Origin of the sequence: Streptomyces johnsoniae, assembly GCF_031845565.1 — a bacterium.
Lineage (GTDB): Bacteria > Actinomycetota > Actinomycetes > Streptomycetales > Streptomycetaceae > Streptomyces > Streptomyces johnsoniae.
In genome coordinates this window covers 466,065-479,176 of sequence record NZ_JAVREV010000001.1, presented here as the reverse complement: position 1 = coordinate 479,176, position 13,112 = coordinate 466,065, and the positions used below count along the sequence as shown (strand labels likewise).

The following is a 13,112-nucleotide window of genomic DNA, read 5'->3' as shown; positions in this document are numbered from 1 at the left end:
AATTACTAATTTTCCTTGACGGGGTCCCTCCCGCCCGCAAGGCTTCGGTGCATGACGCGCACGCACGCCGGGGAGTCCACGGGCGGACCGTCGAGGCCATCGCCCACCGCGACCTCGGCGAGGTGCGGGGCATCGTCGAGCCCGCCGCGGCCGGGCTCGCCGCCACCCACAACGAGCTGCTGGAACGCATGAAGGCCGTCATCGAGTCCGGCCTCGCCGAACGCGACCGGATCGTCCACGGCTCGGCGCACGCCGTCGGCCCCGTGCCCGGCCACCTGGCCGTGCTCGACGCCGTACGCGACCGGGACCCGGGCGCCGCCGAGGCGGCCATGCGCTCCCCGCTCGCCCAATCCGTTCGCGACCTCGACGAGGTCAGGAAAGGACTCCGCACATGAAGATCACCCGCATCGAGACGTTCATGGTCCCGCCGCGCTGGCTGTTCTGCCGTATCGAGACCGACGACGGCACCGTCGGCTGGGGCGAGCCCGTCGTCGAGGGCCGCGCCGAGGCGGTGCGCGCCGCCGTCGAGGTGCTCGCCGAGTACCTGGTCGGCCAGGACCCGCTGCGCATCGAGGACCACTGGCAGGTACTCACCAAGGGTGGCTTCTACCGCGGCGGCCCCGTCCTGTCCAGCGCCGTCGCCGGGATCGACCAGGCGCTGTGGGACCTGGCCGGCCGGCACTACGGCGCGCCCGTCCACGCGTTGCTCGGCGGCCCCGTGCGGGAGCGCGCCCGCGTCTACGGCTGGGTCGGCGGCGACGACCCGGGCGAGCTGGCCGAGCAGGTCGCCGCGCTGGCCGAGGCGGGTTTCACCGCCGTCAAGATGAACGCGTCGGGCCGCATCTCACCGCACCCCACGGCCGCGGAGATATCCGCGGTCGTGCGGCGCGTGGCCACCGCCCGCGAGGTCCTGGGCCAGGACCGGGACGTCGCGGTGGACTGCCACGGGCGGTTCACGGCCGCGGGCGCCCGCCGCCTCCTGGTCGAACTCGCCCCGTTGCACCCGCTGTTCGTCGAGGAACCGGTGCTGCCCGACCAGGGGCACCTGCTGCCGGGACTCGTGGCCGCCGGCCCGGTGCCCATCGCCACCGGTGAACGCGTCTACGACCGCGGCGGCTTCCTGCCGGTCCTCCAGGCCGGGGTGGCCGTCGCCCAGCCCGACCTCTCCCACGCCGGCGGCATCTCCGAGACCAGGCGCATCGCCACGCTCGCCGAGACGTTCGGCGCGCAGCTCGCGCCGCACTGCCCGCTCGGGCCCATCGCCCTGGCGGCCAGCCTCCAGGTCGACTTCGCCACCCCCAACTTCCTCATCCAGGAGCAGAGTCTGGGCATCCACTACAACAAGGACGCCGATCTCCTCTCCTACGTCGTCGACCCCGAGCCGTTCCGCTTCCAGGACGGGCATGCCGTCCGTTCCGACCTGCCCGGCCTCGGCATCACCGTCGACGAGGCCGCCGTGCGGGCCGCCGACCGCACCGGCCACACCTGGCGCAACCCGGTCTGGCGCCACAACGACGGCTCATTCGCCGAGTGGTGACCGGCCGGGCAGCGGCCGGGTAGGTCCGTCCGCGGGGCACCGGCCCCGCGGACGCGGTCTCACCCGCGGCAGGACAGCGCCTAGTTCGGGACCTGGCGGGCGGCAAATTGCGGGCGGCGGCATTCGCGAATCACTTCACCTCATGGGCGTGCGTGCGACGGTGAGGGCTGTACTTCTCAGTTAACTGGGGAGTAGCCTTGGGTAAACCGGCACGTACGGGCCGCTCGAAGTCGAGCGACACTCGGCGGCTGGGTGTGGCCGGGGCGGACCGGGTCCGCCCGCAGCGTAGCTCCCAGAGAGCCCTCGCCCGAAGGATTTCCATGATGCGAATAGCCCGCGACCTCAGCGGGCCCGTTGTCGTTATAAACCGCTTCGCGGTCAAACAGGATGCGCGTCTGTTCGAGCAGCAGTTCCTTGAGCACATAGGTTCTGTGGGGCGCCGTGGAAACGTCGACCTCATGACGACGTTCCGGTCGGTCGGTCAGCCGGGTAATTACATCCACTTCGGCTTCTGGCGCACACTCGGCGCGTTCGTCGAGACCGTGCACGACGAGGCGATCCTGCGGGAGGTCGCGGAGGTGGGCACCCTCGTCGACACCCGTGCCGACCAGGCGGAATGTTTGGGGGAGGTGCGCGGCGACGCGGTCTCGGGGCGGCTCTCCGCCGCGTGCGCGGTCGTCAGCGGCTACCGCGTGCACGGCCGTGTGCACGACTTCGAGGAACGGCTGTGGCGGCGCGCCGACCATCTCGCCCGGCACGGGGGTCCGAGCAGCGTCCGGGTTCTGCGTTCTTTCCTCTCACCGCGGGACTACATTACTCTCGAATGGGGCGAGGACAGCCACCTGTTCGACCGGGTGCTGCGTTCCTCCGCCTACCACGAAATGACCGCGGATATCGTGGAGGTTGCGGACGTCGAGGCAGACGTCGCGCAGTGCATTGCGGAGAAAGGCCAGCCGCGGGACCGGCTTCGGCACTGGTGCCCGAGGGGCGTGGTGCCGTCGCGGTAGGCGGGGCGGCGGCTCCGGGAATAGTTGAGTCCTGTTCGAGAGATGCTCGCTAGATTTCCCCGGCATGGGAATTCCGCCGCTCCTCGCGGTGGTTTCTGGACACCGGGGGGGAAGCGTGACCGGTCCTCGTAGTTTCACCGAGCACGTCAGGAAACGGGTCGCCGAGGCGCCCGGCCGGGACGCCGTGCTCCTGCTCGGCGGCGATGCCGGCCCGGCCGCTCCACATGTCCTCGACTACGCCGGTCTCGACGCGCTGGCACAGCGCCTCGGGGCCTGGCTGCGGGACCGCGGAGCCGCAGGCGAGCGGGTGCTCGTGCTCTGTTCGTCCCCCGGCCCGTTCGTGGCCGGAGTCCTCGCCTGTCTGTATGCCGGGGCGATCGCCGTGCCCGCGCCCTGGCCGGGCGACCGGCGGGCCCACGCGCGACGGGCCGCGGCCATCGCGCGCGACGCCGCGGTCGGCGTGGCCCTCACCAGTCGTGCCGATGCCGCCGTCGTGTCCCAGTTGCTGGCCGAAGTCGGCCTCGGCCACGTCCCCTGTCTGCCGGTGGACGCGGTGCCGGACGCGGTGCCGGACGCGGGCGACTGGCGGATGCCGGACCTGCGGCCCGACTCCGTCGCCCTCCTCCAGTACACCTCGGGTTCCACCCGCGAGCCGCGCGGCGTGATGGTGACCCACGGGAACCTGCTGGCGAACCAGCGCGCCATCGCCCGCACGCTGGGCACCGCGCCCGGCACGCGGCTCGGCGGCTGGCTGCCGCTCCACCACGACCTCGGTCTGATCGGCCAGCTCCTGCACCCGTTGTGGCTCGGCGCCACCGCCGTGCTGATGCCGCCCGCGGCGTTCCTGCGGAGCCCGGCCGCGTGGCTGCGGGCGATCGGCGACCACGGCATCGCCGTGAGCGGCGCCCCCGACTTCGCCTACGAACAGTGCATCCGCCGGGTCACCGACGCCGAGTTGTCGCAACTGGACCTGTCCGGCTGGGAGATCGCGGTCAGCGGCGGGGAGTCGGTGCGCGAACGCACCCTGCGGGCCTTCGCCGAACGCTTCGCCCCCGCCGGGTTCCGCGCCGCCGCGCTGACGCCCTGTTACGGGCTTGCCGAGGCCACGCTGCTGGTCACCGGTGCCGCGCGCGGCGCCCGCCGAACCCGCCGCGTGGACCCCGCGGCGCTCGCGGGCGGCGAGCTGCGCGCCCCGGAGCCGGGCGCGCCCGCCCGCACCCTGGTCGGCTGCGGCCCGGCGGACGCCGCGGGCGGCGAGCTGCGCGTCGTGGAGCCCGAGACGGGGCGCGTGCTCCCCGAGGGCCTGGTGGGGGAGGTGTGGGTGCGCGGCGAGGGCGTGGCCGCGGGCTACTGGAACAGGTCGGGCGCCGCGGCCGCCGCGTTCCACGGCTCGGCCGAGGGGGCGGGCGCGGGCTGGCTGCGGACGGGCGATCTGGGCGTCGCCGCGGACGGGGAACTGTTCGTGACGGGGCGGCTGAAGGAGCTGATCACCGTGACCGGCCGCCACCTGTACCCGCAGGACGTGGAGGACGCGGTGCGGGAGGTGAGCGATGCGTTCGGTGCCTGCGTGGCGTTCGGCGTGCACGACGAGCCGGAACGGCTGGTCGTGGTGCAGGAGGTGCGGGCCGGGAACCGCTACCGGCTCGACCTGGCCGGCCTCGCCGCCGCCGTGCGGGACCGGGTGGCGCACGAGTTCGGCGTGGTGCCCGCGGCCCTGCTGCTGGTGCGCACCGGCACGGTGCGCAGGACGACCAGCGGCAAGCAGCGCCGTGGCACGATGCGGCGGCTGTTCCTCGCGGGCGAACTGCACCCGCTGCACCAGGAGATGCTGCCCGGCGTGTCCGAGCCGTGCGGCCCGCCGGAGCGGATGCTCAGGTGAGCCAGCCGGCCTGGGTGGCGATACGCACGGCGTCGACGCGGTTGCGCGCGTTCAGCTTGGTGACGATGGTGGTCAGGTAGTTCCGCACGGTGCCGACCGACAGGTAGAGGCAGCCCGCGATCTCGTCGCTGTCCGCGCCCTGGGCGGCGAACCGCAGCACCTCGCGCTCCCGGGGCGACAGCGGGTTCTCCTGCGTGTCCCAGGCGGACAGCGCCAGTTGGGGGTCGATGAACCGGCCGCCCGCGGCGACCGCGCGCACCGCCTTGCTCAGCTGCTCCGGCGGCGCGTCCTTGAACAGCAGGCCGGACACCCGGGTGCTGAGCGCCCGGCGGATCGTTCCCGGCTGGCCGTGCGCGGTGAGGATGAGGGTCCGGCAGGTCGGCACCTGCTCGTGGAGGGCCGCGGCGGCGGTGATGCCGTCGCCGCCGGGCAGGCCGATGTCGATGACCGCCACGTCGGGCCGGGCACGGACGGCGGCCGGCACGATCGCGTCGCCCCGGCCCACCGAGGTGACGACGCGCAGATCGGGTTCGAGTTCGAGCAGGGCGATCAGCGCGCCCCTGATCATGGACAGGTCTTCGGCCAGCAGTACCTTCACTGGTTGCATGATTCCCCCGGTCACTCGTTCGCAGTGGTGCCTGACATCGATCGCGGGCCTGCCCCGGACGGTCCCTCCTGCCCCGCGCGGGCGGCCGCCGGCCACCGGGCAGGCGCCGGTACTTCGGTGGTCAGGCGGAAGAATCCGCCGGTCGCCCCGGCGTGGACGCGCCCGCGGGCGGCGGTGAACCGGGCGGTCAGGTTCCCGATTCCGTGGCCCGCCGACGCGGTCGCGCCGTTCGCCGGTGCGACGCCGTCGTTCGTCAACTCCAGTCGTGCCGTGCCCTGATGGCGGTCGGCCATGATGCGGCAATGCCGCGTGTCGCTGTGCCTGAGCACGTTGGTGACGCCCTCGCGCAGGGCCGTCGCCAGCAGCGTGTCCACCTCGGGCGGCAGGCGGCCGCACCGCTCGACGTCGATCTCGGCCTCGATCCCGGCGGCGGCGAGGATCATGTGGGCCATGGACGCCTCGTGCGCCGGCGACAGGGTGCGGTAGCCGTTCGCCACCGACCTGGCGTCGGACAGGGCCAGGCGGCTGACGTCGAGAAGCGGGACGACACCCGCGCGGGCTCGTTCGGGTCCGGCGCCCATCAGCCGCGGCACGGGTTCCGCCTTGAGCGGGACCCCGGAAACGCTGTGGCCGTTCAGTACGAGCCCGCGCGCCGCGGTGCCCACCGTGGCGGCGACGAAGGCGAAGGCGCCCGCGGTCATATGGGCGCGGCCCGCGTCGAAGTGGAACAGCGGAACAGGGGCCGGAAGGGCTTTGATACCGGTCGTTACTGCTCGTCTTCCCGGGCTCCTGGAAGCAGAGGTGAACGCCGTGTGCACATACTGCATCCCTAAAATGCCCGAGAGGAAAGTCAGCCAGGGAGTGGCCCCGCCCGGCGGCGGGACGCGGTGCAGCACTTCAAAGGCCGCGAGTGTGCAGTACCCCCCGAGAGCCAGGAGCGTGACGGTCCGTGCCAGGCGAAACGCCGACACGTGGTGGTGTGCCGACGGCCCGCCGGACTCGCGCGCACCGCGGCTGTGCGTTCCAGGAGGTCCCCTGTCCGGGTCCCATAAATTGCCTGCCATCCAGGCGCTCCTCAAGGTGACCAATGGCAGCTTCAGATTATATGAAGATATGCGGAGTGGCCCAGAGGGGCGCGCGGGAAATGCCGGACAAACGGGCAGCACGCCGCATTTCAGGGCCCCTATTCTGCGCGCGACGGAGTCGGCGGGGCGAACCGGGAGGTGAACCGGGCCGCGGGGGGCGACCCACGAGTCTCCCGCGCCGTGTCATCGACCGGCAGTGTCCCGGACACGCGCGAAGCATGAGATCTTCATGCCCCGTGGGATGAACGTGTCACTGGGAGTCATGCGCCGTGTCTGCCAGGCTCCGGGATCGCTCTGATTGCCGTGCCGACCGATCGGGGGTCGTCGCAGATGAGGGAGAGGCACAGATGGAAATCAATATACTGGGACCGTTCACTGCTCATGACCACGGGGTGTCGATCGTGCCGAGCGCGGCCAAGCCCCGGCAGCTGCTCGCCTTGCTGGCGCTGCACGCCGACCGGGTCGTGACCGTGTCCACGCTCATGCAGGAGTTGTGGGGCGAGTCCATCCCACGCAGCGCCGCCACGACGCTCCAGACCTACATCCTCCAGCTCCGCCGCAAAATCGCCGGGGCCCTGATCCACGACACTTCGCGCCAGGCCAAGGACGTCCTGGAGACCCGGCACAGCGCGTACGTCCTCCATGTACAGCCCGGGACCCTGGACTTCGTCGAGTTCGACCAGCTCGTCGAGTCCGGCCGCCACGCCACCGAGGCCGGTGACGCCCATGCCGCCTCCCGTCTCTACGGTCAGGCCCTGGACCTGTGGCGCGGCCCTGCCCTCGTCGACGTCCGGGTGGGCAGCGCGCTCGAACTCGAAGTGCTGCGCCTGGAGGAGCGCCGCATGTCCACGCTGGAGAGGCGCATCGAGGCCGACCTGCGCATCGGCCGCCACGCCGAACTCATCCCGGAGCTACGCGTCCTGGCGGCTCAGCAGCCCCTGCACGAGAACTTCTGCGCCCAGCTGATGCTCGCCCTCCACCGCGCCGGCAACCCATGGCGGGCGCTGGAGGCGTACCAGCGGCTGCGGGGCTCCCTGGTGCGGGAGCTGGGTCTCGAACCCTCGCCCAAACTCCAGCGCATCCAGCAGGCCGTCCTCACCGGCCGCCCCGTCGGCTGAGCCGGCGGCCACGCGCACGCACATCAGGGCCGGCCCCCGCGGGGGCCGGCCCTGATGTGCGTGCGGTGCCGCCTGCCGTTCTGCCGTCAGAAACTCGGCGCGGCCGAGGGGGCCTTGAGGTCGCCCAGGTACGGGTGCCACAGGTGGTTCGGGTCCTTCTCCACGGCCTCGACGATCTCCCGCATCGCGGCCAGCGCCTTCGGCTCCTCGTCGTCGTACACGTCGCCCTGAAGCATCTTCAGCACGTCGAGCCGGTACCGGTCGTCCTGGACGAACGCCGTGAACAGGATGTTCAGACGGTAGTAGATGGAGATGAACTCGTACCAGTTTCGCACACCGCGGCGCAGCTTCGCCTCGTACGAGGAGAACTGCGCCCGCGAGAAGTCGCCCTTCTCCGCCGCCGCGATGATGTCCTGGCAGGCGATCCGCGCGCTGTTGAGCGCCACGCTGACGCCACTGGAGAAGATCGGGTCGACGAAGCGGGCCGCGTCACCGATGAGCACGAACTTGTCACCGGCGATCTGCTTCATGCCGTAGCTGTAGTCGCCCTCGGTCTTCAGCGACTTGACCTGCTCGCAGTTCTTGAGCACATCGAGCAGTTCTGGGCGGCTGGCGATGGTGTCCCAGAAGAACTTCTCCCGGTCGCCGCCGTAGCTCTTGAACCGGCTCTTCTGGCTCACCACACCGACCGAGGTGACCGTGTCGGTGATCGGGATCTGCCAGACCCACGTGTCCGTGACCGGCAGGAAGTGGATGAAGATGTAGTCCGCCTGGTCCTTGTTGACCGCCAGGGCCTTGCGGTCCAGACCGTCGAACCAGGTGTGCACGGCGTACTGGTTGAACACCGGGTCCGCGATCTTGAACTTCTCCTGCGAGCCCAGGTGCGTGCGGCGGCCGCTCGCGTCCACGACCATCCGCACCGGGACCTGCGTGCTGCGCCCGGCGATCTTCACCTCGATTTGCGGGTGCTCGCCCGAGAAGTCGACCTTGCCCGCGCGCACGCCCTGGAACACCTTCGCGCCCAGGCTCTCGGCGTGCTTCAGCAGGATCTGGTCGAACTTGCTGCGGTCCACGTGGAACGTGTAGTCGCGGTCGACCCCCTTCTGATCCCGCTCGCTGAACAGGATTTCCGCCGCCCTGAAGTCGTGCGTCAGCCCGCGGAAGCCCATGTGGTCGATGTCGCGCTGCTCGGCGGACGTCCACGCCGCGCCGAACTTCTTCGGGAAGCCGGCGGCCTCGACCTTTTCCATGGCGCCGATGTCCAGCAGAACGGGAGTGGTGGCGGGCACCAGGGATTCGCCCACGTGGTCCCGGGGAAAGTTCTCCGCCTCGAAGACGGCCACCGACAATCCCGCCTTGGCCAGGTAGGAGGCGGCCGTTGAGCCGGCCGGGCCACCCCCGATGATACCGATATCGAACTCTGCGTCCACGACACTCTCTCCACTTCTGGTTTCGGTCGTCTTGTCAGAAAAGGCCGAGTGCGGCCGGGGCGGGATCAGGCGGGCTGGCGGGACAGGCCGTACACCGTGTCCGTGATGCTCCGCAGATTGGCGAAATGCTGCCCGGTGAGGTGAGTCGGCGGGACCACCACGTTGAGTTCGGTCCTGATGAAGGCGAGCAGCAGGGACGTGTTCATCGACGTGAGCACTCCCCACTCCAGCAGGGGGGACTCGGCCGTCAGCTCCGGGACGTCGCCCTCGCCGAGGAACGTTTCCTGGACATAGGTACTGATGGCCTTGTAGATCGTTTCGCGGTCTGTCGCCGTCACTGGTTTCTCCTGTAGGTCGGACGAGGAGCGCCGATGCAGTGCTCGACCAGAACGAGCGTGCGCCAGCGCGCTGGAGGACGGCTTGTCTTTCGCTCAGGAGGTGCGAACGCGGCCCGCGCAGCCCTCCCAAACGGCCTTGGGGTGACGTCCGGCATTGGCGTGTGACCACGTATAGGTGGCCTTCCGTGACCACATCGGAGGGGGTGGGAAATCCCACGTCGCCCGTCGAGGCGAATACGGAACGGCGCAGACCCGCAGGCCGCGGACCGGGCAATACGACAATGCGGGAGACGATTCTGGCGGCGGCGGAATCCGCCTTCGCACGCGACGGATATGGAAAGGCGTCGATCCGGGCGATCGCCAAAGCCGCAAAAGTGGATGCGGCACTCGTGCGCCACTTCTTCACGCCGAAGGAGGGGCTGTTCGCGGCCGTCATGGACGACGCCGTACAGCCCGTGAACCTGGGGGGAGGAGGAACTGGCCCGAGGTGCGGGCGGCGTTCGCCGGCCCCCCAGCTCGCCGGCCTTCCAGCTCGCCGGCCTCGTGACGGCCCGTTACGTGGCGCGCGTCATCGGGCCACCGTGCGGCACTACCCGGCCGGCCTGCTCCCGCTGCGCGCCCCGGCCCCGGCCCGCTGGGGCCGGGGCCGCGCGTTCAGGGGTGGACGTATCAGGGGTAGACGTAGAAGCCCCGGCCGGACTTCCGGCCGAGCAGCCCGCCCTCGACCATGCGCGTCAGCAGCGCGGGCGGCGCGTACAGCGGCTCCTTGAACTCCTCGTACAGCGCGCCGGCCACCAGGGCGATCACGTCGAGCCCGATGAGGTCGGCCAGCCGCAGCGGCCCCATGGGGTGGGAGCAGCCGAGCACCATGCCGCGGTCGATCACCTCCGGCTCCGCGTGCCCCGACTCGACCATCCGCACCGCGGAGACCACGTAGGGCACCAGCAGCGCGTTGACGGTGAAGCCGGTGCGGTCCACGGAGCGGATGGCCTCCTTGCCCAGGACGCCCGCGACGAACGACTCGGCCCGCGCCACCACCGCCTCCTCGGTGTGCAGGGCGGGGATCAGCTCGACCAGCGGAATGACCTGGGCCGGGCTGAAGAAGTGCATGCCGAGCACCCGGCCGGGACGCTCCGTCGTCGCGCCCAGCGCCGTGATGGACAGCGAGGAGGTGTTGGACGCCAGGATGGCCTCGGGGTCCCGCACGATGTCGTCGAGCGCCGCGAACAGCTCCCGTTTCACCGCCCGGTCCTCGCGCACCGTCTCCACCACCAGCTGCCGGTCCGCGAGATCCGCCAGCTCGGTGCCGAACGTGACGTGCCCCAGCGCCTGTTCACGGCCCTGGGCGGTGAGCCTGCCGCCGGTGACCGCCCGGTCGAGGGAGGCCGTCAGGCGCCGCCTGCCCCGTTCCGCGGAGGCGGGGGAGCGGGCGACGATCCGCACGTCCCGGCCGGCGCGCGCGCAGATCTCGGCGATGCCGGTGCCCATCACCCCGCACCCGACGAGCCCGACCCGTTCGACGTCGCTTCCGTCCGCGCCCATCAGACGGCCGCCGCCGCCGACCAGCGCAGGAACGTCGCGCCCAGGGACATGCCGCCGCCGAAGCTGCCGAGCAGCAGCAGGTCGCCGGGGTGCAGCGCGCCCTCGCGGTGGGCGTGGTCGAGGGTGAGCGCGACGGAGGCGCTGCCGGTGTTGCCGTAGCGCTCCAGCGTGCGGTGCGTCGTCGCGTGGCCGAGGCCCGCCTTCTCGACGAGCTGACTCAGCAGCACCCCGTTCGGCTGGTGCGGGACGAAGTGGCGGACCTCGTCGAGACCGATACCGGTGCGCAGGGACAGGCGCTGCACGGCGGGCGGGAAGTTCTCCATGACGAAGTCCCGCACCCCGCGGCCGTCCATGCGGAAGAAGTGCTCGCCGCGGGCGAGGGTCGCCTCGGACGCCGGGAGCCTGCTGCCGCCCGCCTCCACCCGGATCAGCCGCCGCGCGTCGCCGCGGCTGCCCAGCTCGAAACCGGCGAACCCGAGCCCGTCCGGCACCTGGCCGACCAGCGCCGCCCCGGCGCCGTCGCCGAGCAGCACGGCGGTGCGGCGGTCGGAGAAGTCCAGGCAGCGGGAGTACACGTCCGCGGCGATCACCAGGGCGCGCGCGCCGGGGCGCTCCGCGACGAGGCTGTGCGCCAGCGCGAGGCCGTAGATGAACCCGCTGCACACCACATTGATGTCGAAGCAGGCCGCGTTCACCGCGCCGATCAGGTCCTGGACGAGGTAGGCCGTCGGGGGCTGCGGCGAGTCGCCCGTGGAGGTCGAGACGATGAGGAAGTCCAGGTCCTCCGCGGCCACCGGCGACCGCTTCAGCAGGTCCTCCGCCGCTGCCGCCGCCAGGTCGGACGTCGCCTCCGTGGGGGCCGCGTAACGCCGGCCCGCGATCTGCGTCTTGCGTTCGATCCACTCCGTCTCGACGCCGACGCGCGCGGCCACCTCCTCGTTGGTGACCTCGTCCTTGGGCAGGTAGGAGCCGGTTCCGAGAATGCCGATGGTGCCCTTCGCCATGGGAAACTCCCCTTGCTCGTGTGGGTCGGAAGCTGGTCGTCCCCGCCCGTGCCTCAGCCGGGGGGGCGCAGCGGGTTGAGCCGTTCGGCGCCGATGCGGGCACGCAGCTCGGGGTCGGTGACGCCGAGCCCTTCGCGCGGCGCCAGGCAGCGCACGCCGACCTTGCCGGTGTGACGGTTGAGCTGCACGAGACGCGCGGCTTCCGCGGCCTCCGTCAGGGGGTACACGGCGGACAGCACGGGCGTCAGCCGCCCGAGCGCGAACAGCCGGTTGGTCTCCGTCTGTTCCTGCATGTTCGCGGCGTGCGAGCCCACGATGCGCTTGCTGTTCATCCACAGGTAGCGGTTGTCGTAGCTGTGCTGGAAGCCGCTGCTGGACCCGCAGGTGACGACCGTTCCGCCGCGGCGGACCACGAACACGGAGATGCCGAACGTGGCCCGGCCGATGTAGTCGAACGCGATATGCGGGTCCTCGCCGACCTCCTTGCGGATGAGCCGCCCCAGCCGCTTGCCCTGCTCGACGGTCTCCTCCGGCGTGGCGGCACCGCCGATGCCGATGTCCGCCCGGTTGATCACCACGTCGCAGCCGAGCCGGCGCAGCAGCGCGGCCTTCTCCGCCGAGCCGACCACCCCGACCGGGATGCCGCCCGCGTTCTTGACCAACTGCACCGCGAACGCGCCGAGTCCGCCCGTCGCGCCCCAGATCAGCACGATGTCGCCGAGCTTCATGCGCGCGCCCTTGTCGCTGATCAGCATGCGGTAGGAGGTGGTGGCGGTCAGCATGACGCTCGCCGCCTCCTCCCACGTGAGGTGGCCGGGCTTGGGCATCAGCTGGCTGGCCCGCGCCACCGCGTAGTGGGCGAGCGCGCCGAAGTTGGTCTCGAAGCCCCACGCGCGCTGCCCGGCGCTGATCATGCCGTCGGCGTGCGTGGCGGGTTCCTGGTCGTCGACCTGGATGCAGCCGACCAGCACGTGGTCCCCGATCCGCCAGCGGCGCACGCCCGAGCCCACGCGCACGACGACTCCGGCACAGTCGGAGCCGACGACGTGGTAGGGCTGGTCGTGCCGGCGCGCCCAGCCGCCCTCGCGCCCGTAGCGTTCCAGGAAGTCGAACGTCGGCAGCGGCTCGAACATCGCGGACCAGACGCTGTTGTAGTTGATCGAGCTGGCCATCACCGCCACCAGCACCTCGTCGGGGGCGAGTTCGGGCATCGGTACCCGCCCGACCCGCAGCGATTTGCGGACGTCCTTGTCCTCGACGCCCGCGAACATGCCGGTGTCCTCGATCCGCAGGTGCGCGGCGACGTAGTCCGGGGGGACATCGGCCCGCGCCAGCTCCTCAGGGGGCGCCCCCGCGATCACGGCCTCGGTCAAAGCATCCATGACAATCCTCTTCGCGGCGCCGGCCCGCAGGCCGGGGGGTGGCGGTTCGCCGTCAAGGTAAATCGGCGCCGTCCAGGGGTACTCGCGCCCGGCTCGTGCTCCGATCGACCCCGAAGGCCGCGGCCCTGACCGCCCGCGGGCACGCGGAACGGCGCCGGGGCGTGCACACGCACGCCCCGGCGC

General features: G+C 71.5%; 12 protein-coding genes and 1 pseudogene. 6 read left to right on the top strand and 7 right to left on the bottom strand.

Going from position 1 to position 13,112, the window contains the following annotated elements:
• Positions 1-155 precede the first annotated feature (155 nt).
• The 4 genes and pseudogenes from RM779_RS02180 to RM779_RS02165 form a co-directional block, all read left to right on the top strand.
• A pseudogene (locus RM779_RS02180) lies at positions 156-395 on the top strand (FCD domain-containing protein); the annotation flags it as partial.
• Entirely contained in the window at positions 392-1,537 is a 1,146-nt protein-coding gene (gene dgoD, locus RM779_RS02175) for a galactonate dehydratase (RefSeq protein WP_311615156.1), read from the top strand. The pseudogene RM779_RS02180 and the gene dgoD, both read left to right, overlap by 4 nt.
• A gap of 320 nt (positions 1,538-1,857) precedes the next feature.
• Entirely contained in the window at positions 1,858-2,544 is a 687-nt protein-coding gene (locus tag RM779_RS02170; RefSeq protein WP_311615154.1) for a hypothetical protein, read from the top strand.
• Positions 2,545-2,659: 115 nt separating this feature from the next.
• Positions 2,660-4,423 (top strand): fatty acyl-AMP ligase, encoded by a 1,764-nt coding sequence (locus RM779_RS02165; protein WP_311615152.1) that lies wholly within the window; start codon positions 2,660-2,662, stop codon positions 4,421-4,423.
• Here the strand turns inward: RM779_RS02165 and RM779_RS02160 are convergent.
• Entirely contained in the window at positions 4,416-5,030 is a 615-nt protein-coding gene (locus tag RM779_RS02160) for a response regulator transcription factor (protein ID WP_311615149.1), read from the bottom strand. The two genes, RM779_RS02165 and RM779_RS02160, sit on opposite strands and share 8 nt — an antisense overlap.
• A gap of 11 nt (positions 5,031-5,041) precedes the next feature.
• Positions 5,042-5,731: a sensor histidine kinase gene (locus tag RM779_RS02155; RefSeq protein ID WP_311615147.1), complete on the bottom strand. Its 690-nt coding sequence runs from the start codon at positions 5,729-5,731 to the stop codon at positions 5,042-5,044.
• A 731-nt stretch (positions 5,732-6,462) separates the two neighbouring features.
• Here RM779_RS02155 and RM779_RS02150 point away from each other — a divergent pair.
• The gene (locus RM779_RS02150) at positions 6,463-7,233 is read left to right on the top strand and encodes an AfsR/SARP family transcriptional regulator (RefSeq protein WP_311615145.1); all 771 of its coding nucleotides are present in this window, start codon (positions 6,463-6,465) and stop codon (positions 7,231-7,233) included.
• Positions 7,234-7,319: 86 nt separating this feature from the next.
• Here the strand turns inward: RM779_RS02150 and RM779_RS02145 are convergent, their stop codons facing one another.
• Positions 7,320-8,663, bottom strand: coding sequence for an NAD(P)/FAD-dependent oxidoreductase (locus tag RM779_RS02145; protein ID WP_311615143.1), 1,344 nt, complete (start codon positions 8,661-8,663; stop codon positions 7,320-7,322).
• 65 nt (positions 8,664-8,728) lie between these two features.
• Positions 8,729-9,001: an acyl carrier protein gene (locus tag RM779_RS02140; protein ID WP_311615142.1), complete on the bottom strand. Its 273-nt coding sequence runs from the start codon at positions 8,999-9,001 to the stop codon at positions 8,729-8,731.
• Positions 9,002-9,282: 281 nt separating this feature from the next.
• Between RM779_RS02140 and RM779_RS02135 the strand changes: the two genes are divergently transcribed.
• Positions 9,283-9,771, top strand: coding sequence for a helix-turn-helix domain-containing protein (locus RM779_RS02135; protein WP_311615468.1), 489 nt, complete (start codon positions 9,283-9,285; stop codon positions 9,769-9,771).
• On the opposite strand, the gene RM779_RS02130 is transcribed toward RM779_RS02135, so the two are convergent.
• Genes RM779_RS02130 through ccrA form a run of 3 tightly spaced genes read right to left on the bottom strand, consistent with a single transcriptional unit; the run spans position 9,671 to position 12,929 of the window.
• Entirely contained in the window at positions 9,671-10,543 is an 873-nt protein-coding gene (locus RM779_RS02130; protein WP_311615139.1) for a 3-hydroxybutyryl-CoA dehydrogenase, read from the bottom strand. The genes RM779_RS02135 and RM779_RS02130 overlap by 101 nt on opposite strands.
• Positions 10,543-11,547 (bottom strand): 3-oxoacyl-ACP synthase III family protein, encoded by a 1,005-nt coding sequence (locus tag RM779_RS02125; protein ID WP_311615137.1) that lies wholly within the window; start codon positions 11,545-11,547, stop codon positions 10,543-10,545. The genes RM779_RS02130 and RM779_RS02125 overlap by 1 nt, the downstream gene beginning before the upstream one ends.
• 53 nt (positions 11,548-11,600) lie before the next feature.
• Positions 11,601-12,929, bottom strand: a complete 1,329-nt coding sequence (gene ccrA / locus RM779_RS02120; RefSeq protein ID WP_311615135.1) for a crotonyl-CoA carboxylase/reductase — start codon at positions 12,927-12,929, stop codon at positions 11,601-11,603.
• Positions 12,930-13,112 lie beyond the last annotated feature (183 nt).